The organism is Xanthomonas sp. WHRI 8393, assembly GCF_040203315.1.
Classification (GTDB): Bacteria; Pseudomonadota; Gammaproteobacteria; order Xanthomonadales; family Xanthomonadaceae; genus Xanthomonas; species Xanthomonas arboricola.
In genome coordinates this window covers 448,701-474,381 of the sequence record NZ_JBEGGL010000001.1, presented here as the reverse complement: position 1 = coordinate 474,381, position 25,681 = coordinate 448,701, and the positions used below count along the sequence as shown (strand labels likewise).

Annotated in this window: 21 protein-coding genes; 12 read left to right on the top strand and 9 right to left on the bottom strand. The window is 68.1% G+C overall.

Features of this window, described 5'->3' with window-relative positions; all coding sequences use genetic code 11:
- Positions 1–43: 43 nt before the first annotated feature.
- The 4 genes from ABQ137_RS02010 to ABQ137_RS01995 form a co-directional block, all read right to left on the bottom strand.
- Positions 44–919 (bottom strand): NAD(P)-dependent oxidoreductase, encoded by an 876-nt coding sequence (locus ABQ137_RS02010; RefSeq protein ID WP_102250830.1) that lies wholly within the window; start codon positions 917–919, stop codon positions 44–46.
- A gap of 37 nt (positions 920–956) precedes the next feature.
- The gene (locus tag ABQ137_RS02005) at positions 957–2,054 is read right to left on the bottom strand and encodes an NADH:flavin oxidoreductase/NADH oxidase (RefSeq protein WP_503021179.1); all 1,098 of its coding nucleotides are present in this window, start codon (positions 2,052–2,054) and stop codon (positions 957–959) included.
- Positions 2,055–2,135: 81 nt separating this feature from the next.
- Complete coding sequence (locus ABQ137_RS02000) at positions 2,136–3,017, bottom strand: NAD-dependent protein deacetylase (protein ID WP_349781044.1); 882 nt, start codon at positions 3,015–3,017, stop codon at positions 2,136–2,138.
- Positions 3,014–3,679, bottom strand: coding sequence for a TetR/AcrR family transcriptional regulator (locus ABQ137_RS01995; RefSeq protein ID WP_047127863.1), 666 nt, complete (start codon positions 3,677–3,679; stop codon positions 3,014–3,016). The genes ABQ137_RS02000 and ABQ137_RS01995 overlap by 4 nt, the downstream gene beginning before the upstream one ends.
- Before the next feature lie 534 nt (positions 3,680–4,213).
- Here ABQ137_RS01995 and ABQ137_RS01990 point away from each other — a divergent pair.
- A complete protein-coding gene (locus tag ABQ137_RS01990; protein WP_349781043.1) occupies positions 4,214–6,697 on the top strand; it encodes a TonB-dependent receptor in 2,484 nt (827 codons plus the stop codon).
- A gap of 101 nt (positions 6,698–6,798) precedes the next feature.
- Entirely contained in the window at positions 6,799–7,806 is a 1,008-nt protein-coding gene (locus ABQ137_RS01985; protein WP_243849413.1) for a phospholipase C/P1 nuclease family protein, read from the top strand.
- 121 nt (positions 7,807–7,927) lie between these two features.
- On the opposite strand, the gene ABQ137_RS01980 is transcribed toward ABQ137_RS01985, so the two are convergent.
- Positions 7,928–8,863 carry an alpha/beta fold hydrolase gene (locus tag ABQ137_RS01980; protein WP_503021177.1) on the bottom strand — a complete coding sequence of 312 codons (936 nt, stop codon included), beginning with the start codon at positions 8,861–8,863 and terminating at the stop codon, positions 7,928–7,930.
- Between the two features lie 89 nt (positions 8,864–8,952).
- On the opposite strand from ABQ137_RS01980, the gene ABQ137_RS01975 reads away from it, so the two are divergent.
- On the top strand, positions 8,953–9,381 hold the full coding sequence (locus ABQ137_RS01975; RefSeq protein WP_245104355.1) for a MerR family transcriptional regulator: 429 nt from the start codon (positions 8,953–8,955) through the stop codon (positions 9,379–9,381).
- Between the two features lie 64 nt (positions 9,382–9,445).
- On the opposite strand, the gene ABQ137_RS01970 is transcribed toward ABQ137_RS01975, so the two are convergent.
- Positions 9,446–10,735: an MFS transporter gene (locus ABQ137_RS01970; RefSeq protein ID WP_349781042.1), complete on the bottom strand. Its 1,290-nt coding sequence runs from the start codon at positions 10,733–10,735 to the stop codon at positions 9,446–9,448.
- 97 nt (positions 10,736–10,832) lie between these two features.
- On the opposite strand from ABQ137_RS01970, the gene ABQ137_RS01965 reads away from it, so the two are divergent.
- Together ABQ137_RS01965 and ABQ137_RS01960 are read left to right on the top strand one after the other, a co-directional pair.
- The gene (locus ABQ137_RS01965; RefSeq protein ID WP_024939810.1) at positions 10,833–11,720 is read left to right on the top strand and encodes a LysR family transcriptional regulator; all 888 of its coding nucleotides are present in this window, start codon (positions 10,833–10,835) and stop codon (positions 11,718–11,720) included.
- A 414-nt stretch (positions 11,721–12,134) separates the two neighbouring features.
- The gene (locus tag ABQ137_RS01960) at positions 12,135–12,803 is read left to right on the top strand and encodes a VOC family protein (protein WP_349781041.1); all 669 of its coding nucleotides are present in this window, start codon (positions 12,135–12,137) and stop codon (positions 12,801–12,803) included.
- 18 nt (positions 12,804–12,821) lie between these two features.
- Here ABQ137_RS01960 and ABQ137_RS01955 read toward each other — a convergent pair whose 3' ends face one another.
- Entirely contained in the window at positions 12,822–13,628 is an 807-nt protein-coding gene (locus tag ABQ137_RS01955) for a TatD family hydrolase (protein ID WP_024939812.1), read from the bottom strand.
- Positions 13,629–13,860: 232 nt separating this feature from the next.
- Complete coding sequence (locus ABQ137_RS01950; protein ID WP_024939813.1) at positions 13,861–14,778, bottom strand: LysR family transcriptional regulator; 918 nt, start codon at positions 14,776–14,778, stop codon at positions 13,861–13,863.
- 127 nt (positions 14,779–14,905) lie between these two features.
- Between ABQ137_RS01950 and ABQ137_RS01945 the strand changes: the two genes are divergently transcribed.
- The 7 genes from ABQ137_RS01945 (at position 14,906) to gvpU (ending at position 24,098) form a co-directional block, all read left to right on the top strand.
- On the top strand, positions 14,906–15,958 hold the full coding sequence (locus ABQ137_RS01945; RefSeq protein ID WP_166771540.1) for a Rieske 2Fe-2S domain-containing protein: 1,053 nt from the start codon (positions 14,906–14,908) through the stop codon (positions 15,956–15,958).
- Positions 15,959–15,975: 17 nt separating this feature from the next.
- On the top strand, positions 15,976–16,935 hold the full coding sequence (locus ABQ137_RS01940) for a PDR/VanB family oxidoreductase (RefSeq protein WP_180969542.1): 960 nt from the start codon (positions 15,976–15,978) through the stop codon (positions 16,933–16,935).
- A gap of 501 nt (positions 16,936–17,436) precedes the next feature.
- Complete coding sequence (locus ABQ137_RS01935) at positions 17,437–19,008, top strand: adenosine deaminase family protein (protein WP_349781040.1); 1,572 nt, start codon at positions 17,437–17,439, stop codon at positions 19,006–19,008.
- 86 nt (positions 19,009–19,094) lie between these two features.
- Positions 19,095–20,276: a nucleoside hydrolase gene (locus tag ABQ137_RS01930; protein WP_349781039.1), complete on the top strand. Its 1,182-nt coding sequence runs from the start codon at positions 19,095–19,097 to the stop codon at positions 20,274–20,276.
- 4 nt (positions 20,277–20,280) lie between these two features.
- On the top strand, positions 20,281–21,741 hold the full coding sequence (locus ABQ137_RS01925) for an AtzE family amidohydrolase (RefSeq protein ID WP_349781038.1): 1,461 nt from the start codon (positions 20,281–20,283) through the stop codon (positions 21,739–21,741).
- Positions 21,741–23,321 carry a gamma-glutamyltransferase family protein gene (locus ABQ137_RS01920; RefSeq protein WP_166771535.1) on the top strand — a complete coding sequence of 527 codons (1,581 nt, stop codon included), beginning with the start codon at positions 21,741–21,743 and terminating at the stop codon, positions 23,319–23,321. Before ABQ137_RS01925 ends, ABQ137_RS01920 begins: the two co-directional genes overlap by 1 nt.
- A 321-nt stretch (positions 23,322–23,642) precedes the next feature.
- Positions 23,643–24,098: a gas vesicle accessory protein GvpU gene (gvpU, locus tag ABQ137_RS01915; RefSeq protein WP_039528928.1), complete on the top strand. Its 456-nt coding sequence runs from the start codon at positions 23,643–23,645 to the stop codon at positions 24,096–24,098.
- Between the two features lie 319 nt (positions 24,099–24,417).
- Here gvpU and ABQ137_RS01910 read toward each other — a convergent pair whose 3' ends face one another.
- On the bottom strand, positions 24,418–25,617 hold the full coding sequence (locus ABQ137_RS01910; RefSeq protein ID WP_349781037.1) for an MFS transporter: 1,200 nt from the start codon (positions 25,615–25,617) through the stop codon (positions 24,418–24,420).
- Between the last annotated feature and the right edge of the window lie 64 nt (positions 25,618–25,681).

Genomic DNA, 25,681 nt, shown 5'->3' with positions numbered 1-25,681 from the left:
CTCCGCCGGGAGAGCGGCTAGCTCCGCTTTGCGGAGGCTGCGATCAGGCCTGCCCGGCGCGCCGCGCCGATACTTCTGCCAGCACCGCCCAGTCGGCGTTGCCGTCGCCATGCGCGATGGCCTCGTCCAAGCCGGCGCGCAGCAACTCGCCCAGTGGCATCGGCACCTGCTTGTCGGCGCCGGCCTGGATCGCCAGATCCACATCCTTGCGGCCCAGGGTGGCGGTGAAGCCGGCGGGCAGGTACTCGCGCTGCATGATCAGGCGGCCGTAGCCCTGGTACGCGGGCGCGGCGAACAAGGTGCTGGTGAGCATGCCCAGGAACTGAGTGGCATCCACGCCGTGGCCGCGTGCCAGCGCGCTGGCTTCGGCCATGGCGCCGATCGCGCTGGCCAGGCAGAAGTTGGCTGCCAGCTTGACCGCATTGGCCTGCTCGGGGGTGCGGCCGATCTCCCAGGTGCGTTGACCGAGCACATCGAACATCGGCTGCACGCGCGCCAGCGCCGCCTCGTCGCCGGCGGCCAGAATGTTGAGCTTGCCGGCTTCGGCCACATCGACCCGGCCGAGCACCGGTGCGGCCACATAGGCCACGCCGCGTTCGGCATGCAGGGCGGTCAGCTCGTGCGCCAGTGCCACCGAGATGGTGGCCATGTTGACGTGCACGCTGCCGGCCGGCAGCGCGTCCAGCACGCCTTGCTCCAGCACGGTGGCACGCACCGCGTTGTCGTCGGCCAGCATCGAAAACAGCAGCGGGCCGTGCGCGGCGTCGCGCGGTGCATCCACCACCGTGGCACCGGCCTCGCGCAGCGACTGCGCGCGCTCCGGCGAGCGATTCCACACACGCAGTTCAAAACCGCCGCGCAGCAGGTTGTGCGCCATCGGCAGGCCCATCGTCCCCAAGCCCAGAAATCCTATCGGCATGCGTTGTCCTTGTTCGTTATGACGTCTATCGGATGGATCAGCTGGCGAATACGCCACGCGCATCGCGTGGCTCGCAGCGCAGGTATTGCGGCGAGGGCGTGACCGACGCGCCGAGTGCGGCAGCGGCATGCCACGGCCAGCGCGGGTCGTACAGGATGCCGCGCGCCAGCGCGATCGCATCGGCCTGGCCGTCCTGCAGGATCGCCTCGGCCTGCGCCGGCTCGGTGATCAGGCCCACGCCGATCACCGGTGTGCTGACCTGCGCCTTGATCTGCTGCGCAAACGGAATCTGATAGCCCGCCTGCACGGGAATCTGCTGGCGCGGATCCAGCCCGCCGCTGGAGACATGGATGTAGTGCGCACCGCGCGCATCCAGCGCCTTGGACAAGGCGAGGCTCTGCTCGAGATCCCAGCCGCCCTCTACCCAATCGGTGGCGGAGATGCGCACGCCGATGGCGAGCTTGTCCGACACCGCCGCGCGCACCGCGTCGAAGATGCGCAGCGTCAGCCGCATGCGGTTTTCCAGCGAGCCGCCATACGCATCGCTGCGCTGATTGCTCAGCGGCGACAGGAACTGATGCATCAGATAGCCATGCGCGGCATGCAGCTCGATCAGCGCCAGGCCCAGGCGTTCGGCGCGCTGTGCCGCATCGACAAAGGCCTGCACCACCGCATCGATACCGGCCTGGTCCAGTGCCTGCGGCAACGGCTGACCGTCACGGAACGCCAGCGCCGATGCGGACACGGTCTGCCAGCCATGCGCGTGATCCGGCGCGATGGCCTCGCCGCCGTTCCACGGCAGATCAGTGGAGGCCTTGCGCCCGGCATGCGCCAGTTGGATGCCGATCGGCATCGGCGACCACCGCCGGACCGAGTCCAGCACCTCGCCCAGCGCCTGCTCGGTGGCATCGTCGTACAAGCCGAGGTCGGCGTAGGAGATGCGCCCCTGCGGCTGCACCGCGGCCGCTTCCAGGATCAGCAGGCCGGCACCGGATTGCGACAAGGTGCCCAGATGGATGCGGTGCCAGTCGCTGGCGCGGCCGTCCTGTGCGGAGTACTGGCACATCGGGGCGATGACGATCCGGTTGGCGAGCGCAAGCGGACCGAAGCGGATGGGGGAGAACAACTGGCTCAAGGGGGCATCCACAGATGACACGGGGATGCCCATTGCACTGCGCCACGCGCGTGGGCACAACCGCTGCGATGGATCACTGCGTCATGCCGAGCGCGCACTGGCGTCGTTGACGCTGCGTGCACACAGCGGATCGAACGGCGCATGCAGGAACGCCAGCGCCTGCGCGCATGACTGTTCGACCTTCAGGCTGAGCAGCTCGTCCGCGCGGGTGCGCCCGAAGTTGAGCGCGGCGATCGGCAGGCCGTTGCGTGCCGCGGTCTGCACGAAACGAAAACCCGAATACACCATCAGCGACGAGCCCACCACCAGCACCGCATCGGCCGCCTGCAGATGCGCAAATGCACGCTCCACACGCTCGCGCGGCACGTTCTCGCCAAAGAACACCACATCCGGCTTCAGCACGCCGCCACACAGCGGGCACGGCGGCACCACAAAACTGTCGAAGGCCACATCGTCCAGATCCGCATCGCCATCGGGCGCCTGCGCCGCGTCCAGGTCGGCCCAGCCGGGGTTGGCGTGCTCGAGCAGCAGCTGGAATTCGGTACGGGGCATGCGCCGCTCACAGCCCATGCAGCGCACCACATCGAGCCGGCCATGCAGATCGATCACCGCCTGACTGCCGGCGGCCTGATGCAGGCGGTCCACGTTTTGCGTCAGCAGCAGTTCCAGCTGGCCGCGGGCTTCCAGTGCGGCCAATGCGTGATGGGTGGCATTGGGTTGCGCCAGCCCGAAGCGCGGCCAGCCGACCAGGCTGCGCGCCCAATACCGCTGCCGCGTGGACAGCTCGCCCATGAAGGCCTGGAACGTGACCGGTTGCGGACGCTTCCAGCCGCCTTGCAGATCGCGGTAATCGGGAATGCCCGAATCGGTGCTGCAACCGGCGCCGGTGAGCACGAACAGGCGCCGATGGCGTTCGATGAAGTCCTGCAGCGCGTTGCCGTCCTGAGCGAGTACCGCCGTCATCGCGCAACTCCGGTGGCCATGAGATAACTGTGCAGCAACACCACCAGTTGCGCCTGCAGCGGCGCAATCCGCACCGCAGGCGCACCCTCCTCGAGCAGGCTCTTTACCGGCCCGGTGATGGCCGCCATGCCGATCTCGGCCACCGCCTCGCAATCGTCGAAGCGCACATCCGCGGCGGTGGCCAGCGCAGCGGCAAACGCCTGCTGCGAGCGCTTGCGCGCCTGCGACCCCAGCGCGGCGCCACCATGCAGCTCGGCGATGGCGTACAGCGCGCGCGAGACATCCACATGCTGCAGCTTGGCCTGCACGAAGGCATGCACCAAGGCCTCGCACTGCTGCGCCAGCGTGCGCCCGTGCTGTTGCGCGCAGGCCCGTTCCACCGCATCGATCACCGCCTGCAGATGCCACTGCAGCAACGCGATCAACATCGCCTGCCGATTGGGGTAGTACTGGTACACGCTGCCGACCGACACGCCGGCACGCGCGGCCACCCGCGTGGTGGTGCAGCCCTGCAGTCCGTCGGCCACCAGCACCTGGATGCTGGCCTGGCGGATGACCTCCACGGTGGCGCGCGAGCGCGCTTGCTGCGGGGCCTTGCGCGGTGCTGGCAGGGGGAATGAGGTGCTCACGAAGGCGACTGTACACACGGATGGATGGCACATAGTCTGGGGGCCTTCTTGGTGATTCCAAGCAAGCGCCCCTCTCCAGCTCCGCACCCCTGGCGCTGCGCGACGGCGCCGAGCGCCCGATTGCTTCACCGTGTCGCTGGCGAAGGCACTGCGTAACGCAGGCTTTGCGGTCAGTGCGCCGATGCGTTCAATGCGATCAATCACGCTCGCGCCGCTATCGATCTCAACGACCACGCCGGTTCAGACAGCGTCGACAAGGGGCTGCCAGCGTGACGCAGCTTGCGATGTCCGAGCTGGCACCGGCGCGACGACACCGAGGGCGGAACGATTGACCTCGTGATGCGCACCGAACGACGCACAGCCGGCCACCTGCCGCGCACGGTTGAAATCGCTTGAAAACACGTGCCACGTCACAGATCGGCACGCGAACCCGCCAACTTAGCGTGATCGGGCGCACACGCAACGCTGCGGAAACATGGCGCCGCGACAGTGGGCAGCTCCCCCGCTGACCCCACTCCTGCCATGCCCTACACCCACATCCGGACGCGCTCCGGAGTGCGTCGTGCCGTGTCGCGTCGTCCGCTCACCGTCCTGCTTGCACTGACCCTGGCCACCCCCGCGCTCGCGCAGGAAGCCGCACCCGCCACGCCTGCCACCCGCAAGGGCGAGGACGGCATCTTCTCGCTGGACCGGATGATCGTCACCGGTGCCGGCCAGGCCCAGAACCAGTTCGACGCCTCGTATGCGATCACCGCGCTGACCGCCGAGCAGATCGACAAGCTGGCCCCGCTCAACCTGGCCAGCCTGATCGGCTCGATGCCCGGCATCTATGCCGAATCCACCGGCGGCGAAGTGCAGAACGTCTACCGCATCCGCGGCATTCCCGACGAAGGCTCGTTTGCGGTGATCCAGGAAGACGGCATCAGCCCCTACCCGGACAACAACGGCTACTTCTACAAGACCGAAGGCCTGGTGCGCCCGGACCTGATGGTCGAATCGGTGGAAACCGTACGCGGCGGGCCGTCGCCGATCTTCGCCTCCAATGCCGCGGCCATCGTCAACTTCGTCACCCGCCAGGGCGGCGACGCCCCCGAAGGCGCAGTGCGCACCACCGTCGGCGACACCGGGCTGTATCGGCTCGATGGCTACTGGTCGGGCAAGCTTGCCGACGGCTGGTACCTGGCTGCCGGCGGCTTCGTGCGGCGCAACGACGGCTACCGCGACGTGGGCTTTCCGGCCGACGAGGGCGGGCAGTTCCGCATGAACCTCACGCATACGCTGGAGCACGGCAAGCTGACCTTCACCGCCAAGCATCTGGACGACAAGAACGCGTTCTACATGCCGATCCCGCTGTACGACCCGCGCGACACCGCGCGTTCGCTGGACCCGTTGATCGACCGCTTCACCGGCACCTTGAGCAGCGCGCAGCTGAAACGCGCCAGCATCGTCTCCAGCGATGCCAACGGCGCGCCGCAGCGCGAGTTGCGCGACCTGTCCGATGGCCGCCACATGAAGTTCAACCATCTGGGCGCCAACCTGGACCTGGCCTTCGACAACGGCTGGAGCCTGTCCAACAAGGCCATCGTCAATCGCCTGGACATGACCTTCGACGCGCTGTATTCCAGCAATGCGCCGCAGGACGCCGCCGCGTATGCCAACAGCCGCCGCGCCGCCGCCAGCGCCGCGTTTCCCGGCCTGAGCTCGCTGGGCTACGTCTACACCGACGACGGTAGCCGCTTCGATCCGGCCAGCACCGACGGCCTGGTGATCCAGGGCCAGTACCGCGCCATGAACGTGCGCGCCGATTCGTTCGCCGACGACCTGCGCCTGCACCGCCGCTTCGACTGGGGCGGCGACAGCCACGACATCACGCTCGGCGTGTACGGCGCCTACTACGCGCGTTCCTACAATTCGCGTTACCAGAGCTATCTGCTGGAAATGCGGCAGAACCCGCGCACGATCGACCTGCTCGGCTACGACGCGGCCGGCAATGTGGTCGGTGGCGTGACCAAGGACGGCGTGGTGATCTACGGCGCCGACCGCACCCAGGGCAAGGCCTACACCAGCATGCTGGCGCCCTACATCGCCGACACCTGGCAGGTGACCGACAAGCTGCGCCTGGAAGCCGGCGTGCGTCACGAGCGCTACCGCTACCGCGCCTGGAGCATGCTGCGCAGCACCGGCAACCTGGGCATGGCCGACACCCTGGCCGACGATGCCGCGCGCCTGTTCACCGGGGCCCGCGCGCGCACCGCGCTGGACGTGGGCGTGACCAACTGGACCGCGGGCTTCAACTACGACATCACTCCCACCGTCGGCATCTACGGCCGCGCCTCGCGTGCGCACCGCGCGCCCAGCGAGGGCGCCAACGAAGGCAACGTCAACATCCCCACCGCCGACCAGTTCGAGCTCGGCACCAAGCTCAACTTCGACACGCTGGACGTGTTCGCCACCGCCTTCTACACCAAGTACGACCCGTACAACATCGGCACCAGCGCGGTGAATCCGCAGACCGGCGCGGCCGAATCCAAGGACTACCGCGGCAGCGTCACCAACCCCGGCATCGAACTGGCGGCGGTGTGGACGCCGGCGCAGTGGCTACGTCTTGATGCAAACCTGACCTACAACGACACCAAGGTGTCCGACCTGACCGAAGTGGTGGCCAATGGCGCAGTGGCCGTGGTCGACGTGGACGGCAACATGCCCAACCGCCAGCCGAAGCTGTACGGCAATGCCGGCCCGACGCTGTTGTTCACCACCGGTGCGTTCGATTGGGAAACCTCGTTGCGCTACGCCTACGTGGGCAAGCGCTACGCCGACCTGGAAAACACCACCGAGCTGGCCGCCTACGACACCCTGGCGGCCAACATCCTGGTGCGCAACGGGCCGTGGGACGTGCAGCTGTCGGTGGACAACCTGACCAACACCTTTGCGCTGACCGAAGGCAACCCGCGCACCGACACCATCTCCGGCCAGGGCACGCGCGCGCCGATCTACGGCCGGCCGATCTACGAGCGCAACTCGCGGCTGGTGTTGACCTACCACTTCTGAGTGCGCCGGCGTCCGGGGTGTCGCAGCCTCGATGCCAGCGCTCCACTTCCCGATCCATCGCCTGCAGCGCCGTAGCTGCGCTGCAGGCCACAAGGACTGCCATGACAGCTTCCCGTCTTGCCTGTGCGCTGCTGGTTGCAGCAGCGACGTGTTCCGGCGATGCCGCCGCCTGGGGCCACCGCGCGCATGCCGCCATCGACAGCGCCGCCGTGCAGGCGCTGCCCGACGACGGCCCGGTCTTTCTCAAACAGTACGCGCAGGTGATCGCCGACGGCGCCACGCTGCCGGACGGCTGGCGCAGCGAAAGCGAACCCTTCCTCAAGATCGAAGAAGACCCCAACCACGGCTGGTTCCGCGAGCAGTTCGCCTTCATGCAGCATCCGCCGCGCTCGCGCTACGCCTTCGTGCTGGCGCTGTACGACGAACAACGGCGCATCGCCGGCAGCGACCCGCAACTGGCGCAGCGCATGAACGTGCGTTGGGCCGGCACCTTGCCGTACGCCGCCACCGAAGGCTACCAACGCATCGTGGCGACCATGCGGCAGCTGCGCACGCTGCGCGCCAAGGGCCAGGACACCCGAGAGCTCGAACGCAACTGCGCGTTCTACGTCAGCTGGTTTGCGCACTACATCGGCGATGGCGCGCAGCCGCAGCACGACAGCATCCATCACGACGGCTGGCAGGGGCCGAATCCGCACGGCTACAGCACCGACCCGAAGGTGCACGGCAAGTTCGAGAGCGATTACGTGGAGAAGATTGCGCTGACCCCGCAGGACCTGCTGAGCCGCATGCCGGCCCTGGCGCACCAGGATGGCGATGTGTTCGAGCAGATCCTGGGCTTTCTCGACATCGGCACCGGCCGTGTCGAGCAGGTCTATCGCCTGGAAAAGGCCGGCGCCTTCGACGACGCATCCAGCAGCGATGGCCGCGCGATGGTCTATCGCACCGCCGGCGATGGCGCGGCGATGCTGCGCGACCTGCTGGTGCGCGCCTGGCGCGAAAGCGCGCTGCGGCCTGGCACCTCCACGCCACCCAGCATGGACCCACGCCATCCGCAGTACGACCCAGCGACCGGATCTGCACCTGCCGGCACCTCGCCCACGCTGTAACCGCCGATGGCGACAGGGGGTGCCGCCATCGGCGTGCCGCCCTGCGCAGCGGCAACGGGCGCTGCGCAGGCGGCAGCACAGCACAGCGCGCCATGCGGATCGCGCGTGCCATCACACCGCGTCAGTGGGCGTTGGCGGCCTGTTCGACAAAGCGCAGCAGATCCTGATTGAAGCGCGGGCTGTCTTCCAGAAACGGGGCATGCCCGGCGTTGGGATACAGCACCGTCTGCGCACGCGGCTGCAGCTGCCGTGCACGTGCCAGCGTCGGCCCGGTGGTCACCAGTGCATCGCGCGCGCCGTACATCAGCAACACCGGCAGCTGCGTGCGTTGCAGGCCGGCAACGTCGATCGACATGCCCTGCACGGCCCGCTGCATGTCCCACGAGGCCAGCGACGCGTTGGCCAGCAAGGTTTCAAACACTGGCGCCGGAGGCTGGGTGGCAAAACACAGCCGCAGGAAGTCCTGCACCGCCTGCAGGTGCGTGCGCAGGTCGTCGGAGACCAGATCGCGATAGATCGCCGGATGCGCGCCCAGTTGCTCTGCGCGCAGTTCGATCACGCCATCGACATACACCACGCCGCCAAGCCCTTCGTCGCCATAACGGGTGAGGTAGTTGCTGATCACCGCACCGCCCAGCGACCAACCCACCAGCACCGCATCGCGCGCGTTTGCGGCCTTCACCACGGCGGCAAGGTCGTCGGCCCAGCGCATGCCGTCCCGATACGCGGACGCTGCCGCCGGCTTGCCGGACAGCCCATGCCCGCGCAGGTCGTAGGTGATCAAGCGATAGCCTTGCAGGCGCGGATCGGCCAGCTGCGCGTCCCAATCGATGCGGCTGCCGAGCAGGCCGTGCACGAACACGATTGCCCGGCCATCGGTGGCGCCATGCTCCTGCACCGCCAGGGCCACGCCGTCAGGCGCGGTGACGGTGTAGCTGCGCGACGCCGGGGTGACCGCCGGACCTGCGGCAGCCGATGTTGAGAAAAACAGCAGCAGGCAGGCCAGCAGGTAGCGCACCGGCAACATGCCGAAGACGGGGAGAAAGCGAACAGGCATCGGAGTGAGCTCCAGACAATGTGAGCCACCATCCTCGAGCCTCACACCAATGTGAGGGTCAAGCATTGCGTGCAACGTATGCTGGGCGCATGGCCACATCGTCCGAACCATCGCTGAGCATTGGCGCGCTGTCGCTGCAGACCGGCGCCAGCGTGCGCTCGCTTCGCCACTACGACGCGCATGGGCTGCTGACCTCCTCGCGCAGCGCCAACGGCTACCGGGTGTTTCCCGCCGCCTGCGTTGCGCAGGTGCGGCAGATCCAGCGGCTGATCGCCACCGGCTTCAGCCTGGACGACATCCTCGGCTTCCCCGATTGCATGCGCCTGGTGGAAGGCGCGCAGATGTGCCCGGAAACCGCGCAGGCGCATCGGGCACGCCTGCAGCTGATCGAGCGCCAGCTGGCCGACCTGGAGCGGCGCCGTGCGCGTTTGCTGGAAACCCTGGCACAGGGTGCGGCGGATGCCGCGGCCACGCTGCCGCCTGCAGCGCAGACCAGACGCAGCAAGCGGGCGCGCTAGAGCGGCTGACAGACACCGCGCAGTCGTGCAGCCAGTCGCGCTTGCACGCGGCGGTCGAACCGCGTCACTCGCCGCGTGCAGGGTGCGGCGCAAAGCGCCCGTACGGCCGTGTGTCATCGGCGCGCTGGCGCAGCACGTAGGCCGCGGCGAAGGCGAGCGCCAGCAAGGTCAGGCACATGCCGACCAGCGCGCCCCAGCCACCGTGTTGCCAGAACCAGCCGCCAAGCGCGCCGATCACGCTGGAGCCGGCGTAATACGCCAGCAGATACAGCGATGCGGCGTGACTGCGGTGCGCACCGCCGAGCCGGCTCACCCAGGCGCTGGCCGCCGAATGCGCGATGAAGAAGCCGATCGTCAGCAACACGATGCCGGCCACCACCAGCGCCAGCACATGCGCCAGGGTCAGCGCCACGCCGAGCACGCACAACACGATGCCGGTGGTGACCACCGGGCCGCGCCCGAAACGGTCCGACGCCGCACCGGCCACCGACGAACTGACGATGCCGAACACATAGGCGCTGAAGATCATGCCGATCTGGCTCTGGCTCAGGCCGAATTCCGGCCCGCCCAGCCGGAAGCCGGCGTAGTTGTAGAGGCAGACGAACACGCCCATCAACAGGAACGGCAGCGCGAACAGGAACGGCAGGTTGCGGTCGCGCAGATGCCCGGCCCAGGCGCGCAGATGGAAGCGCAGGTTGATGCCGTGCCGGCGCACGAAGTTGCGCGACGGCGGCAGCAACCAGAAGAACGCCAGCGCGCACAGCAGGTCGAACACGCTCAACACCGCCAGTGCGGTGCGCCAGTCGTAGTGATCGGTCAGCATGCTCATCACGATGCGCCCGCTCATGCCGCCGAAGGCATTGCCGGCCACATACAGGCCGGTGGCCGCGCCCATCTTGTTGGCCGGCAGTTCCTCGCCCAGATACACCATCGCCACCGCCGGCACCCCGCCCAGCGCGATACCGGACAAGGTGCGCACCAGCACCAGCGCGCCCCAGTGCGGCAGGAAGGCGGCGACCAGGTTGAGCACCGCGGCCAGCGCGATCGACACGAACATCAGCCCGCGCCGGCCCAGGTTCTCCGACACTGCGCCGGCACAGAAGATCGCCAGGGCCAGCGCGCCGGTGGCCAGCGACAACGGCAGCGAGGCGGTGGCCGCATCCACGTCGAAGGCGCGCGCAAACTCGGGCAGCACCGGCTGCACGCTGTACAGCAGCGAGAAGGTGGCAAAGCCGGCCAGGAACAGGGCCAGGCGGATGCGGCCGCTGGCGGGCGCAGCGGCGGCGGCTGCGTTGTCGGCAAGGCCGGCGGTGGCGTCCGGCAGGCTGCCGGTGCGGCGATCAGGAGAGGACACGGGCGCAGCATCGAGACATGGGACGGCGAGTATTCGCCTGCGCTGACCCCCTGTCCAATATATGATGCTGGCAGTTGCCATACGCAGAACAGATAGCATGGAACTTCGCCACCTGCGCTACTTCCTGGCTGTCGCCGAGGAGGGCAACTTCACCCGCGCCGCAGCGCGGGTCGGCATCGGCCAGCCGCCGTTGAGCCAGCAGATCCAGGCGCTGGAGCGCGATCTGGGCACGCCGCTGTTCCGGCGCACCCACAGCGGCGCCGAGCTGACCCCGGCCGGCGAGGCCTTCCTGGTCGAGGTGCGCCGCGTGCTCGCCGATGTGGAGCGCGCCGCGGAAACCGCACGGCGGGTGGCGCGCGGCGAATCCGGCCGGCTGCGGCTGGGCTTCACCGCCTCGGCCGCCTTCAACCCGGTGGTGCCGCACCTGATCCGCGACTTTCGCCGGCAATGGCCGCAGGTCGAGCTGCTGCTGGAAGAAACCAACACTGCCGGGCTGCTGCTGGCCCTGGCCGATGGCCGCCTGGACGCGGCCTTCGTGCGCTACGGCCTGAGCACGCCGCCCGACCTGCAACTGCTGCGCTTTGCCGACGAACCGATGAAGATCGCCGTGCCCGCCGCGCATCGCCTGGCCGCCCGCAACAGCGCGCCACTGGCGGCGCTGGCGGGCGAACCGTTCATCCTGTTCCCGCGCAGCTTCGGGTCCAGCCTGTACGACGAGATCCTCGCCGCCTGCCGGCAATCCGGCGTGACCCTGCGCATCACCCAGGAGGCGCCGCAGATGTCGTCCATCGTCAACCTGGTGGCCGCCGAGCTGGGCGTGTCGGTGGTACCCGCCTCCACCGCGCAGCTGCAGCTGCCCGGCGTGCGCTATCTGGATATCGAAGGCCAGATGCCGCTGGCCCGGCTGGCCCTGGCAGTCGCGCCCGGCGCCCTGGACACCGCGCCACTGGTCCAGCATCTGTGGGCGCTGGCGGAAGTGCTGTGAGCCCGGCTGATCTTGAGCCGACAACACCACGGTTGTGGTAGGAGCGCACCCGTGCGCGACGTGGCTCTACCGGTGAGGCCCTCGCGCACAGGTGCGCTCTTACACCTGCCCGGGCGGAAAGATGTTGGATTGGGTTGCCTGCCACCAGCGATGGCGCTGGTTCTCTTGAGCCGAGGTCTGATCCACACACCCTCAGCCGCACCCGAAGTCATTGATCCTGTGGAAGCACGCATGCCTGCATGCTGCTTGCATGGCGACATCATCGCGGCCAGGGCCTTCGCTGCAGACAGCGTGCACGTTGCCAGCGTGCGCACGTGCCCTGCCGAATCCGCGCACACCATCCGGGCACACCGCTTGACCTCAACCGCGATTGAGGTCGTTCAATGCCTGCACCTTCCATCACCTGCGCCCGCCATGCATCTTCGCCATCTGTTGCTGCCCTGCCTGGACCCCGACCTCAGCCTGCGCTTCTATCGCGAGGTACTGCAGCTGCCGCAGCACGGCAACAGCATTCGCATCGGCTGGAGCAGCCTGGAATGCGTGCAGGCGCAGCAGCCGGTGGGCAGCGTGCATCTGGCGTTCAACGTGGCGCCGTCGCGCTTCGACGCCGCTGCGCAGTGGATCGGCGAGCGCAGCAAGCTGCTTGCCGATCCACATGGCCGCCGGCAGTTTCAACTGGACGGCGTATGGCAGTCGCGATCGGTGTATTTCGCCGGCCCCGACGGCGCAGTACTCGAGTTGATCGCGCGTCGGGCGGTGCAGGACGTGGCCGCCGGCGACGGTGCGTTCCACGGCGACGAGTTGCTGTGCGTGAGCGAGATCGGCTTACCCAGCAACGATGTCGCGGTGGTGACCAGCAGTGTCGCCCATCACTTCGGCGTGCGGCCGTTTGCGCCGGCACTCGAAGGTTTTGCCGCGCTGGGCGACGATGATGGCCTGTTGATCGTGGTCGATCAGGCGCGGCGCTGGTTTCCGCAGCAGCGGCAGCTGCCGTGGGCCAGCGGCGTGCGGGTCAGCGTGGATGCACCGCAACCGGGGCTGCGCTTGCGCGATGCGCAGGGCTGGGAGTTGCTGGCGGCGTGATCGCCCACGCCGCGCAGGTCATGCCGCCGCTGCAGGCGCGGGCAGACGGAAGAACGCCCGCGCCGCCGCGGTGCTGTTGGCCGCGGTCAGCGCCACCTCCTCGCCACGATCTCGCGCGAGTTCGTCGACGATATGCGACAGGAACATCGGCTCGTTGCGGCGGTCCTTGGGCATCGGCTTGAGCGTGCGCGGCAGCAGGTACGGCGCGTCGGTTTCGATCATCAAGCGGTTGGCCGGGATGTTGCGTACCAGCTCGCGCAGATGCAGGCCGCGGCGCTCGTCGCACAGCCAGCCGGTGATGCCGATGTAGTAATCGCGGTCCAGGTAGTCGAACAGTTCTTCGCGGCTGCCGGTGAAGCAATGCACCACCGCCGGGCCGAGGCGGCCATCGAAGCTGCGCATGATCGACAGGAAATCGTCGTGCGCCTCGCGCTGATGCAGGAACAGCGGCTTGCCGTTGTCGGCAGCCAGTTGCAGCTGGCGCTCGAAGGCCTTGTGCTGGGCCGGACGCGGGGCGAAATCGCGGAAATAATCCAGCCCGCATTCGCCCACCGCCACCACCTGCGGGTGCGCCTGCAGCGTGCGCATTTCGGCCTCGCATTCGGCGGTGAACTCCACTGCGTGGTGCGGGTGCACGCCAGCAGTGGCGTAGAGGAATCCGGGATGCTGCTGGGCCAGCTGCAAAGCCAGCGGCGAATGCTCGCGGCTGGCACCGGTGATCACCAATTGCGCAACGCCTGCCTCGCGTGCGCGTTGCAGCACGGCGTCGCGGTCGCGGTCGAAGGAGTCGTGGGTGAGGTTGGCGCCGATATCGATCAACTGCATGCTGCGGTGTCGTGTGGGGAGAGCCGGGCAAGTGTAACGAGTGGGGGTTGTGTGCGCTTAGCGCTTCGCGTCCCTTCTCCCGCCGGGAGAAGCTGGCGCGCAGCGCCGTATGCGGGTGCGAGCGGAGCCTCGCATGACTAACCACACAATGTGGCGTCGCCCGGTCCCCTCACCCCAACCCCTCTCCCGCAGGAGAGGGGCTTTGCTCCGTTCTTCGACGAGAGAGAGGGGTTCAACCCACCACCGGCACCACCATCGCATCGATCTTCGCCGCCAGCGCCTGGATCGTCAGCAGCGCCGAGCGCGACAGCTGCCGCTGCGGGGCCACGCACAGCGCCAGCGTCATCGGCTTGGTCAGGTGGCGGCGGAACGGCACGAATGCCAGGCGGCCATCGGCCACATCCGGCGCGGCATCCAGCCACGACATCAGGCCCACGCCGGCACCGGCGCGCACCAGCCCGCGCAGGGTGCGCACATCGTTGCAGTGGGTCAGCCGCTTCACGTCGATGTGCTGGCGTTGGTACAGCACCTTGGCATGCTCGCCGACGATCAGCGGGGCGGCCGGCAGCAGCAGGCGGTGTTCCAGCGTTTCGCTCAGCTGCAGCTCGGTGCGGGTGCTGAGCGGGTGGCCGACCGGCATCGCAATCCCCAGCGGGATGTCGGCAAAGGCGCGCACCTCCAGGTCCACGCTGCTCACCGGGTCCAGCAGCAGGCCGATGTCCACATCGGCCGAGGTCACCATTTCCATCACCCGCTGGTTGCGCGCGGTGGACAGGTTGAAGGTGATGCCGGGGTACTCCTGCACCAGCGCCGCCACCGCCTCCGGCACCACGCCCTCGCTGAGCGCGTCGATCATGGCGATCTCCACGTGCCCGCGGCGCAGCCCCTTGAGCTCGTCGAAGCGCTCCAGGGTGCGGGCGTAGGCCTTCTCCCAGCCGCGCACGTCCACCAGCAGCAGCTCGCCAGCGGCGGTCAGCCGCAGCCGGCCGGGCAGGCGCTCGAACAGCTGCGCACCCAGTTCCTCCTCGGCCTTGAGGATCTGCCGGTCGATCGCCGAGGCCGACACGTGCAGCACCTCGGAGGCCTTGCGGATGCTGCCGCAGCGGGCCACTTCGATGAAGTAACGGGTGAAGCGGGAAAAGGTCAGCATGCGGCGGGGCTCGGTTGGCGTTGCATTTTTTGCAATGGCTTGGCTGAAAATCGATGTTTGATAACACACCCCCGGCTTCCTAGAGTCAATCCGGCACCGCTCCCGCCCTACGCCAGAGACTGGACCCATGGATGTCGCCGTCCCCACCCTGCCGCTGCACTGCACCTTCGAGGCCGCCGACTGGCAGCGCCTGGCCCAGCACTGGCACGCGGTGGCGCTGAGCAGCGAGGTCGGGCAGGCGCCGTTCAAGGCCACCCTGCTGGACGAGCCGCTGGTGCTGTACCGGCTGGGCGAGGAACTGGTGGCCGCGCGCGACGTCTGCCCGCACCGCGGCGTGCCGCTGAGCATGGGCACCGCCGATGGCGGCGGCGTGGTCTGCGCCTACCACGGGCTGCGCTTCGGCTCGGGCGGGCGCTGCAACCACATCCCCGCCAGTCCCAGCCAGAACATCCCGGCCAAGATGCGCCTGCACACCTACGCGGTGGCCGAGCGCTACGGGTTGATCTGGGTCTGCCTGGCCAAACCGGCCGGCGTCAGCGCGGCCGAGGTGCAGATTCCGCCGATGCCCGGCTGGGACGAGGACGGCTTCCAGCAGATCGTCTGCCCGGCCTTCGACATCGGCGGCAGTGCCGCGCGCCAGCTGGAGGGCTTCATCGACGTGGCGCATTTCGCCTTCGTGCACACCGCCACCTTTGCCCAGCCGGACAAGCGCGAGGTGCCGGCCTACACCACCACCGAGACGCCGACCGGCTTCAATGCCGACTACCTGAGCTCGGTGGCCAATTATTCGGTGGACATGCCGCTGCCGGACGTGGACCCGGATTTCCAGTGGCTGCGCCATTTCGAGGTGCATCTGCCGTTCACCGCCACCCTCACCATCCACTTCCCGGTGCCGGGCAAGCGGCTGGTGATCATGAACGCAGCCAGCCCGGTGTCCAAGCACAAGACGCGCCTGCTGGTGCCGATCGCACGCAACTTCGACACCCATCTGCCGGTGGAGGACGTGCACGCCTTCAACCTGCGCGTGTTCGAGGAAGACCGCGCCATGGTCGAGGCGCAGCGCCCCGAATACCTGCCGCTGGACCCGCTGCTGGAAGTGCATATCCCGGCCGACCGCAGTTCCATCGCCTATCGCCGTGGCCTGCGCAGCCAGGGCTATAGCGATTTCTTCCTGCGCTGACCGCCAAGGAGCACGCCATGCAGTTGCACGAGGTCCGCGTTGCCGAGGTCTTCGACCAGGGCCATCGCCAGCGCGCGATCCGGCTGGAGCCAGTCGGCGCGGAATTGCCGGCCTTCGAGGCCGGCGCACATGTGGACCTGCATCTGCCCGACGGCATGATCCGCCAGTACTCGATCGCCAGCGCACCGCATGTGCGCGACCACTACCTGCTGTGCGTGAAGCTGGCCGACGCCTCGCGCGGCGGCTCGCGGCATCTGTGCGAGCAGCTGAGCACCGGCGACCGCCTGCGCATCTCCACACCGCGCAACCTGTTTCCGCTGCATCCGGGCGAGCGCCACGTGCTGCTGGCCGCCGGCATCGGCATCACCCCGCTGCTGTCGATGGCCGAAGCGCTGGAAGCGCGCGGCGAACCCTTCGTGCTGCACTACTACGCGCGCCGGCACGCCGACGTGGCGTTCGGGCAGCGGCTGCAGCAGGGCTTCGCGCATGGCCAGGTGCAGGTGCATCTGAGCGATGGCGGCGAAAGCCCGCGCGTGCATGTGCCCGAGGAATTGGGCCAGGCGCGTGCGCGCGACCAGCTGTACCTGTGCGGGCCGGCTGCCTTCATGGACCACTTCACGCTGCTGGCCAGGGCGCACGGCTGGACGACGGAGCAGCTGCACCGCGAACACTTCGCCGCCGCAGAGCCCGGCATCGCCCACGCTGCCGACAGCGCCTTCGAAGTGGAGCTGGCCGCCAGCGGCCGCGTGGTGCAGGTGCCGGCCGGCTGCAGCATCGCCAGTGCCCTGCTGGACGCCGGCATCGAGGTGCCGCTGTCCTGCGAGCAGGGCATGTGCGGCGCCTGCCTGACCGGCGTCCTGGCGGGCACCCCTGATCACCGCGACAGTGTGCTCAGCGACAGCGAACACGCGCAGAACCGGCAGATCACGCTGTGCTGTTCGCGTAGCCGCTCGCCGCGGCTGGTGCTGGATCTTTGAGGCGGCCTGGGTGTGGCGGATGCCTGTGCAGCGCTGCCGCGAGTGCGGCCATTGCCTCATGCCGATGGTCCTGCCGGTGCGATTGGTGAGCACTGCAGATGAGCATGCGTTGTGCCGCCGATCGTCATGACCTGCACGCAGCCGCAGCACATCACCCGTACATCGCGTACCCGCTGCCGGAAACGGCCTGGTCGCTGCAGCGCGCTTGTCTGCGCTGCGCTGATGTGCCGCGTCAGGCCTGGTGTGCCGATGTGCAGGACGCTGCGGGAGATTCGCAAGCGACGAAGCAGCGCTTGTCGATCCGCAGGCATTGATGGTGGCGCGGTGCCTCATGTAGCACCAAGGAGCCTTGCAACCTCACCAAGGCGTCCGCCCACCAATACGAGCTTCAGCACCAGCAAAAAACCACTCCAGTGCTGGCCGTGCACCACGCATGCAAGGCATGCTTCGCATCTACCGGCGTGATTGCGCCATTGCCGTTCTTTCCGAGCTTTCCATCGCATGTCCATCGTTCATCGCAGTCTGATTGTGGCGCTATGCCTGTTGTTGCCCACCGCCGCACAGGCACGCAGCCAAGCCACCCCTGCACAGCAACGCGAGCAGCAGGTGGCGCAGCTGTTGCGCACCGCCGCCGATCAGCCTGCGCAGCTGCGTGCCTGGCTGCAGGCGATGCCCAAGGGCGGCGACCTGCATAACCATCTGTCCGGTTCGGTGTATGCCGAGGACTACCTGCAGTGGGCCAGCGAGGATGGCGCCTGCGTGCAATTGGACGACCTGAGCCTGCGCGCGCCGCCGTGTGGTAACGGCCAGGAGCCGGCACGCGGCCTGGCAACGCGCAATGCCGCGCTGTATGGCCGGGTGGTGGATGCCTTGTCGATGCGCAAGTTCCTGCCCAGCCCGTCGCAACCCACCGGACACGGTCAGTTCTTCGGCACCTTCGGCAAGTTCGACGCGGTGGTGCGCGCGCGCGTTGCCGACACCGTGGCCGCGGTGCTGGAGCAGGCCGCACGCGACCGCGTGCCCTATGTGGAAATCATCGCCAACCCGCCGCAGATGGATGAGGCAGCCAAACAGATGCAGTCCTTGCCCTGGAAGGGCGACGACGACGCGGCCAACCTGCGCGCCTTGCAGGATGCCTTGCCGCCGCTGGTACAGGACGCACAACGCGCGCTTGCCGACACCGATGCCCAGGTGCGCCGCGTGCTGCACTGCGACCAGCCCGATGCGCGTCCCGGCTGCCAGGTCACCTACCGCTACGTGCCTTACGTGCTGCGCGTGTTGCCGCAGCCGATGGTGTTCGGGCAGATGGCGCTGGCGCATGCGCTGATCGCCGCCGGCGGCAGCCGCGCGGTGGCGTTGAACATCGTCGCGCCCGAAGACAACCCGGTGGCACTGGCCGATTACGCGCGGCACATGGCGATGTTCCGGTTCTTCGCCGCGCACTACCCCGACGTGCCGCTGTCCCTGCATGCCGGCGAGCTGGCCCTGGGCCTGGTGCCGCCGGCGCAACTGCGCTCGCATATCCGCCAGGCGGTGGACGCCGGTGCGCGCCGCATCGGTCATGGCGTGGACCTGCCTTATGAAGACGACGCCGACGGCCTGCTGCAGCGCATGCGCCGCCAGCAGGTTGCGGTGGAGATCAACCTCACCAGCAACGATGTGATTCTTGGCGTCAAAGGCCCCGCACATCCGCTGGCGATGTATCTGCGCGCCGGCGTGCCGGTGGTGCTGTCCACCGACGATGCCGGCGTCTCCCGCGCGGACATGACCCACGAATATCAACGCGCGATGCAGGAACAGGGCATCGATTACCCCACCCTCAAACAGCTCGCCCGCAACGGCCTGACCTACAGCTTCCTGCCGGGCACCAGCCTGTGGGATGCCGGCGGTAACGCTGCGCAGGCCTGCGCCACTGCGTTGCAGCGCGAAACCGATGATGCTGCCTGTCGCGCATTCCGCCAGGGTAGCGAGAAGGCCCGGCTGCAATGGCAGCTGGAAACCGACCTGGCCCAGTACGAGCGCACGTTGTTGAATGCAGGAGCGCGCCAGAGCGCGAACGGGCTTTACCGGTAACCCCCCGTCGCGCGCAGGCACGCTCCTACCAACGCCCTCGATCCATCGCCGCTGCAACGCACTCAACCTTCCATGACAAAGACGCAATGACCGACCCGCACACCTCTTCATCCAGACGCCGCGTCATTCTCGAAGACGACATCGACGGCTTCACACCCGCGCAGCTGCTGCTGTTGCAGTCGCCCGAGGTCGAGGTGTTGGGCATCAGCGCGGTCAGCGGCAACATCTGGCGCGACGAAGTGCTGGCGCATAGCTGCCGCCTGCTGGAATTGGCCGGTCACCCCGACATCCCGGTGCTGCCCGGCCCGGTGCATCCGCTGCTCAACAGCGAACTGGCCACCGAGCGTTGGGAAGCGCTCTACGGCAAGCTGGTCTGGAAAGGTGCCTGGACCAGGCACTGGGTGGATGGCGACACCGTGCAAAGCGCGCCGCGTTATCACGCGCACGACGTGGTGCCCGACCTGCCGTTGGGCAATCCCAGCGTGGTGCGCGCGTCCGACGAGCCGGCCGCGTTGTTCATGCTGCGCATGGTGCGCCAGTATCCGGGCGAGGTGAGCATCATTGCCACCGGCCCGTTGACCAATCTGGCGCTTGCGCAATCGCTGGATCCGTCCTTCGCCACGCTGGCACGTGAGCTGGTCTACATGGGCGGCAGCCTCAACCCACGCCAGCAACGCAACAGCATCAGCGCGCAGCAGTTCGCACGCGAGTTCGTCAACTCGCCACGCCGCGAATTCAATATCCGCTGGGATCCGGAAGCGGCCAGCATCGTCATGCGCGCCCCCTGGCGCAGGATCACCATGGTGCCGGTGGATCCATCGACCGCGACCGAACTCACGCCCGACCTGCTGGCGCGCATGAGCGCGGCCGATACCAGCATCGGCCATGCCTTGCGCCGCCGCGAACCGGGTTTTCCGATGTGGGACGAGTTGGCCACTGCGGTATGGCTGCGGCCCGAGCTGGCGACACGGACCGAGACGCTCTACGTCGATACCAACACCGCCTTCGATGCCGGCTACGGCGACATCCTGTCGTGGGCACCGGGGTACCAGCCGGGCCTGGGCGAGCAGGCGCAGACCGTGGTGCACGCGGTGGATATCGAAGCGTTCGAACAATTGCTGGTAGACCATCTCACCGCGCCGCAACCACCAGCAGTCGGCTTGCCGCTCCTCCCTCTCCCCTCGGGAGAAGCTGCCCGAGGCGCGGATGAGGCTGCGGCATCCCAATCCCGACTCCCAACGAGCGAATCCCCGCTTCCAACCAGGTGACCCCATGCAACTCCCAGCGCAGTGGCAGGCCGGCATCGATCGCAATACCGAGGTCCTGCGTGGCCACGCGCAGCTGCTCGCCAGCTTCAACGCGCCGCGCCCCGCCGCACCGGACACCACCACGCCGCGCGGGCTGATCGCCTCCATCATCAGCACCACCCGCAGCCAGCCCACCCTGGCCGCACGCCTTGCCACCCAGACGCTCACGCGCATCAACCAGGCCAACGACAGCCTGCGCGCGATCACCCGCCTGCTGCCCGCACGCGCCGCCGCCGATGCCGCGCGCGTGCAGGCCGCGCTGGCCGGCGGCAGCGACGGCGGTGCCTTGGCCGGCGTGCCGTTCGTGGTCAAGGATCTGTTCGACGTCGCCGGACAGGTCACCACCGCTGGCGCCGTCATGCGCGCGCAGTGCGCGCCCGCCAGCCGCGATGCGGCCGTGGTGCAACGGCTGAGCGACGCCGGCGCGGTGCTGGTCGGCACCGCCAACATGGACGAATTCGCCTACGGCTTCGCCACCGTCAACGCACACTACGGCACCACCGCCAACCCGCACGATCACCGTCATCTGGCCGGTGGCTCGTCGGGCGGCTCGGCCGCCGCGGTGGCCGCCGGGCTGGTGCCGTTCGCGCTGGGCTCGGACACCAACGGCTCCATCCGCGTCCCGGCCGCGCTATGCGGCGTGTATGGCCTGCGCCCCACGCACGGCGCGTTGCCGCTGGATGGCGTGTTCGGCTTCGTCGATGCGCTGGATGTGGTCGGCCCGTTTGCCAGCTCCATCGCCGACCTGCGCCGCGTCCATGAAGTCATGCTCGGTCGCCCATTGGCGTCGTGCAATGCCGGCAGCCTGCGCATCGCTCGGCTGGGCGGCTGGTTCCAGCGCAACCTGGATCCCGAGCTGGATGCCGGCCTCGGCACATTGCTGACCGCCTGCAACAGCAGCACCCTCATCGAATTACCCGAAGCAGAACGCGCCCGCGCCGCCGCCTTCGTGCTCACCGCTGCCGAGGGCGGCCACCGCCATCGCGCCGGCCTGAGCACGCAGGCCGAGCGGTTCGACCCGGCCACCCGCGACCGCCTGCTCGCCGGCCTGCAACTGCCCGCCAGCACGGTGGCCGATGCGCACCGCTTCGCGCAGTGGTTTGGCGCCGCCATGCAGCGCCTCTGGGACGAGGTGGATGTGTTGATCGCCCCGGCCACACCCTGCGTGGCGCCGCGCATCGACCAGGACACCATCCAGATCGACGGCCTGCCGGTGTCCGCACGCGCCAACCTGGGAATCTTCACCCAGCCGCTCGGCCTGGCCGCCTGCCCGGTGCTGGCCGCGCCGTTGCCGCGCCCCGGTCGCCTGCCGCTGGGCGTGCAGCTGATTGCCGCACCCGGCCACGAAGACCGCCTGTTCGCGCTCGCCGCGCAACTCGAACGCGACGGCCTGCTGGCCTTCAGCCCACCGGCGGAGACGCGCTGATGCTGCACACCTTGCGCGCACGCCGCGGCATGGTCGTGGCCCCGCACCATCTGGCCGCACAGGCCGGGCGCGATGTGCTGCGCGACGGCGGCAATGCCATCGAAGCGGCCGTCGCCACTGCCGCCTGCCTGGCCGTGGTCTACCCGCACATGACCGGTATCGGGGGCGACGGCTTCTGGCTGATCCACGATCCCGACGGCCGCGTGCACGCCATCGACGCCTGCGGCCGTGCCGCACAGGCTGCAACACTGGAGTTCTATCGCGGCCACAGCAGCATTCCGTGGCGCGGCCCGGGCGCGGCCAATACCGTCGCCGGCACCGTCGCCGGCTGGGCGCTTGCCCTGCAGCACGCAGGCGGCGGCCTGTCGCTGCAGCGCCTGTTGCAGGACGCCATCCACCACGCCAGCGCCGGCGTGCCGGTGACGCTGGGCGGTGCGCACATCGCCACCAGCAAGGGGGCCGAGCTGCGCGTGCAACCCGGTGCCTACGCGGACATCTTCGAACCCCACGGCACGCCGCTGCACGAAGGCGCACTGCTGTATCAGACGCAGCTCGCACACACCCTGCAACGGCTGGCCGACCACGGCCTGGACAGTTTCTATCGCGGCGCACTGGCCGACGACATCGCCGCCGACCTGCAGGCGCTCGGCAGCCCGCTGCGTGCGCACGATCTTGCTAGCCACCGTGCCGACGCCAGCGTACCGCTCTCGGTCGCCATCCACGGTGCACGCCTCTACAACCACGCACCGCCCACGCAAGGCCTGGCCTCGCTGCTGATCCTTGCCCTGTTCGATCGCCTGCAGGTCGCACAGCCCGACAGCTATGCGCACCTCCACGGCCTGGTCGAAGCCAGCAAACAGGCCTTCCTGATCCGCGACGCACACCTCGGCGACCCCGACTGGATGACGCTGGACGCACAGGCGCTGCTCGATGACAGTGGCGCACTGGATGCGCTCGCCGCACGCATCGACATGCACAGCGCGCTGCCCTGGCCGCAGCCCTCGCAGGCCGGCGACACCGTCTGGTTCGGCGCCATCGACGCGCACGGCCGCGCGGTCAGTTGCATCCAGTCCACCTATTTCGAATTCGGCTCCGGCCTGGTGCTGCCGCGCACCGGCATCACCTGGCAAAACCGCGGCTGCAGTTTCCGCCTCGCCCCCGACGGCTGGAACGCACTCGCCCCGGGCCGCAAACCCTTCCACACCCTCAACCCGGCGCTGGCCACCTTCGACGATGGCCGCGTCATGGCCTACGGCACCATGGGTGGCGAAGGCCAACCACAGACCCAGGCGGCGATCTTCTCCCGCTACGCGCGTTTCGGCGTGCCGCTGCAACATGCCATCACCGCACCACGCTGGTTATTGGGACGCACCTGGGGCGAAGAGAGCACATCACTCAAGCTGGAAGACCGCTTTGATCCGGCACTGGTGCAGGCACTGCGCGATGCCGGGCATGCGGTGGACCTGTTGCCCGCCTACAGCTCGGTGATGGGACACGCAGGCGCGCTGGTGCGCGAGGCCGATGGCGTGATCAGCGGAGCAAGCGATCCGCGATCCGATGGTGAGGTGGCTGGGTGGTGATGGTTGGGGCGTGATGATGCTTGCTGCGCCTGCGTGGTGACGGGCAGACATCCCTGCCCGCCAATCAGGCGATCGGGTCAGAGCGTGCTTGCACGCCAGCACCGGCTAGCGCGCAGGACCGAGACCGCAGCCAGTTGCAGGCCGACAAGGTGAACATGTCATAGACTCTGGGCATGCTCTCCAAGGCGACGATGGCGGACTCAACCACGCCAATCACTGGACAGGATGCACTTGCTTTCTTGGGCATGCATGGCGATGGGTAAGCTACGTCGCCGCGCTTATTTCGACAGACGCATCAACCCTTCCACCAAGGAGAGCCACATGACAGAGCAAGAAGACAACCAACCCAGCCTGGAAGACGTCAAGCTGGCGTTCGACGGCCAGAGCCTGGACTGGTATCTGCAGAAGCTGGTCGCAACCGTCAACAGCTCGAACGTGCAGTTCGGCATCACGCTGTTTGTCGAGGGCATCATCGTGTCCGGCCAGCTGGTCAGCGGCAAGCAGTACTTCGAGGCGTTTGCGCAGGAATTCTCTGCCGCCTACCCCGGCGATGCCGAGGAAAAAGAGGATATTCGTCGTGCGTTTGCCAGCCACGCGAGCATCTACGACACCGAGGAAGATGCGCAAAGCAGCCGGCCGCCGCAGTTCATTCACCTGATCGACTCGCGTTGCTTCTCGCCCGGCGGCCAGCCCCTGCCCAGCAACCGTGGTGTGCTCTGGCGCGGCAAGGTCAATGCCGTGTCCGGCTTCACCCTGGGATCGCTGTCGGCGGATTGAGCCTGACAAGTTCCGCGTTGGTGTGAGGTGCTCGTCATCTCACATCGGACTGTTGGAGATAACGCCAGGAGTCCGCCACGACGGCACAACAGCCACACGCGCTTGCGCTTGCTGACAACGGTGCGCTCGCCAACGTCTTCCGTTGTCTCTCGCATCAGACCGGCGCTGCTCGATGGCAGCAGCACCGGCCATGCGGCAATACCTACGCAGACACCTTGGGTGTGCGCCGCGAGAGGGAGCCAAGCACTGCCTCTGGCGTCGTTGCGTGGCACGGGCCGACGTCCGCGCAATGCGCGCCGCATCGTGCGATCGCCATCCCTCACGGCTGTAAGCGATCGCCACGCCCTGCAACCAGTGACGAGGCCAGCAGCAACACGCTGGCACCGACAAAGGTGGCGCCGATCGACACATGATCCAGCAGCACGCCGCCTGCGGCGCCACCCAGCATGATGGAAAGCTGGATTGCGGCAACCATCAGGCCGCCGCCGCTTTCCGGTGCGTCCTTGACGCAGCGGCTCAACCAGGTGGACCAGGCCACCGGCATCGCCGCGTTGAGCGTGCCCCAGGCAATCATCGCCACGGCCACGGCCCACACCAGGTGACCGGCCAGCAGCATGCTGATGGTCGCCACACCCAGCGCGACCGGCAGTACGCTGAGCAGGGTGAACAAGCGCTTCGGCACCAACGCGGTAGTGGCATAGGTACCGACGAATCCAGCCAGGCCCAGGCCGAGCAGCAGCAACGACAGTTGCGACACATCGACCTGCGCAACGGTTTCCAGAAACGGGCGAAAGTAGGTGAACGCAGAAAACGCACCGGCAAACCCGAGCATCACCGCGAGCATGGCGCGCGCCACATAGCGACGCTTCAACAAGGTCACGATGCCACCCAGCGAAGTGGCGCCCTGTGCGGGCATCGACGGCAGGCTGCGCCATTGCCAGGCGATGGTCAGCGCCACCAACGGCAACATGCCCCAGAACACCCCGCGCCAGCCGATGGTGGCGCCCAGATAGCTGCCCAATGGCGCGGCGAATGCAGCAGCGACTGCGTTACCGATAAACACGATGCCCAACGCCTTGGGCACCGCATGCTCGGGCATGATGCGCATCACCGTGGCGGTGGACAATGCCCAGAAGCCGCCGATGGTGATGCCGAGCAACGCACGCGCCACCATCAACATGCCGAAGCTATGCGCATTGGCGATCAACAGCATCGACAACAGCATCACCCCGGTCAGGGCAATCAGCACATGGCGCCGGTTGAAGCGCGACGACAGCGGTGCGATCAGCAGGCTGGCGACCACCGCGAACAGGCCGGAGATCGAGATCGCCTGGCCGGCCATGCCGGCACTGGCGTGCAGATCGGCGGCGATCGGCGTGAGCAGGCTGACCGGCATGAACTCGGAGGCGATCAGCAGCGCAACGCAGAGCGACATCGAGCCGACCGCGCTCCAGGTCTGGCGGGTTGCGGCGGGTGCGGCGCGCGAGGATGGATCGGTAGCGAGCGAACTGGCTTGCATGTGGGGCCTTTGTGCGAAGTGGAATGCGAGACGAACGCCACGCCGCAAGCGCGCTGACGCCGCG

Coding starts and splice junctions, on each gene's coding strand:
- ABQ137_RS01965 (WP_024939810.1), top strand. CDS start 10,833: ATGGAACTTCGCCACCTGCGCTACTTCCTGGCTGTCGCCGAGGAGGGC.
- ABQ137_RS01995 (WP_047127863.1), bottom strand. CDS start 3,679: ATGTGCCATCCATCCGTGTGTACAGTCGCCTTCGTGAGCACCTCATTC.
- ABQ137_RS01950 (WP_024939813.1), bottom strand. CDS start 14,778: ATGCTGACCTTTTCCCGCTTCACCCGTTACTTCATCGAAGTGGCCCGC.
- ABQ137_RS01975 (WP_245104355.1), top strand. CDS start 8,953: ATGGCCACATCGTCCGAACCATCGCTGAGCATTGGCGCGCTGTCGCTG.
- ABQ137_RS01955 (WP_024939812.1), bottom strand. CDS start 13,628: ATGCAGTTGATCGATATCGGCGCCAACCTCACCCACGACTCCTTCGAC.
- ABQ137_RS02000 (WP_349781044.1), bottom strand. CDS start 3,017: ATGACGGCGGTACTCGCTCAGGACGGCAACGCGCTGCAGGACTTCATC.
- ABQ137_RS01985 (WP_243849413.1), top strand. CDS start 6,799: ATGACAGCTTCCCGTCTTGCCTGTGCGCTGCTGGTTGCAGCAGCGACG.
- ABQ137_RS01930 (WP_349781039.1), top strand. CDS start 19,095: ATGACCGACCCGCACACCTCTTCATCCAGACGCCGCGTCATTCTCGAA.
- ABQ137_RS01960 (WP_349781041.1), top strand. CDS start 12,135: ATGCATCTTCGCCATCTGTTGCTGCCCTGCCTGGACCCCGACCTCAGC.
- ABQ137_RS01925 (WP_349781038.1), top strand. CDS start 20,281: ATGCAACTCCCAGCGCAGTGGCAGGCCGGCATCGATCGCAATACCGAG.
- ABQ137_RS01935 (WP_349781040.1), top strand. CDS start 17,437: ATGTCCATCGTTCATCGCAGTCTGATTGTGGCGCTATGCCTGTTGTTG.
- gvpU (WP_039528928.1), top strand. CDS start 23,643: ATGACAGAGCAAGAAGACAACCAACCCAGCCTGGAAGACGTCAAGCTG.
- ABQ137_RS01980 (WP_503021177.1), bottom strand. CDS start 8,863: ATGCCTGTTCGCTTTCTCCCCGTCTTCGGCATGTTGCCGGTGCGCTAC.
- ABQ137_RS01920 (WP_166771535.1), top strand. CDS start 21,741: ATGCTGCACACCTTGCGCGCACGCCGCGGCATGGTCGTGGCCCCGCAC.
- ABQ137_RS02010 (WP_102250830.1), bottom strand. CDS start 919: ATGCCGATAGGATTTCTGGGCTTGGGGACGATGGGCCTGCCGATGGCG.
- ABQ137_RS01945 (WP_166771540.1), top strand. CDS start 14,906: ATGGATGTCGCCGTCCCCACCCTGCCGCTGCACTGCACCTTCGAGGCC.
- ABQ137_RS01940 (WP_180969542.1), top strand. CDS start 15,976: ATGCAGTTGCACGAGGTCCGCGTTGCCGAGGTCTTCGACCAGGGCCAT.
- ABQ137_RS01910 (WP_349781037.1), bottom strand. CDS start 25,617: ATGCAAGCCAGTTCGCTCGCTACCGATCCATCCTCGCGCGCCGCACCC.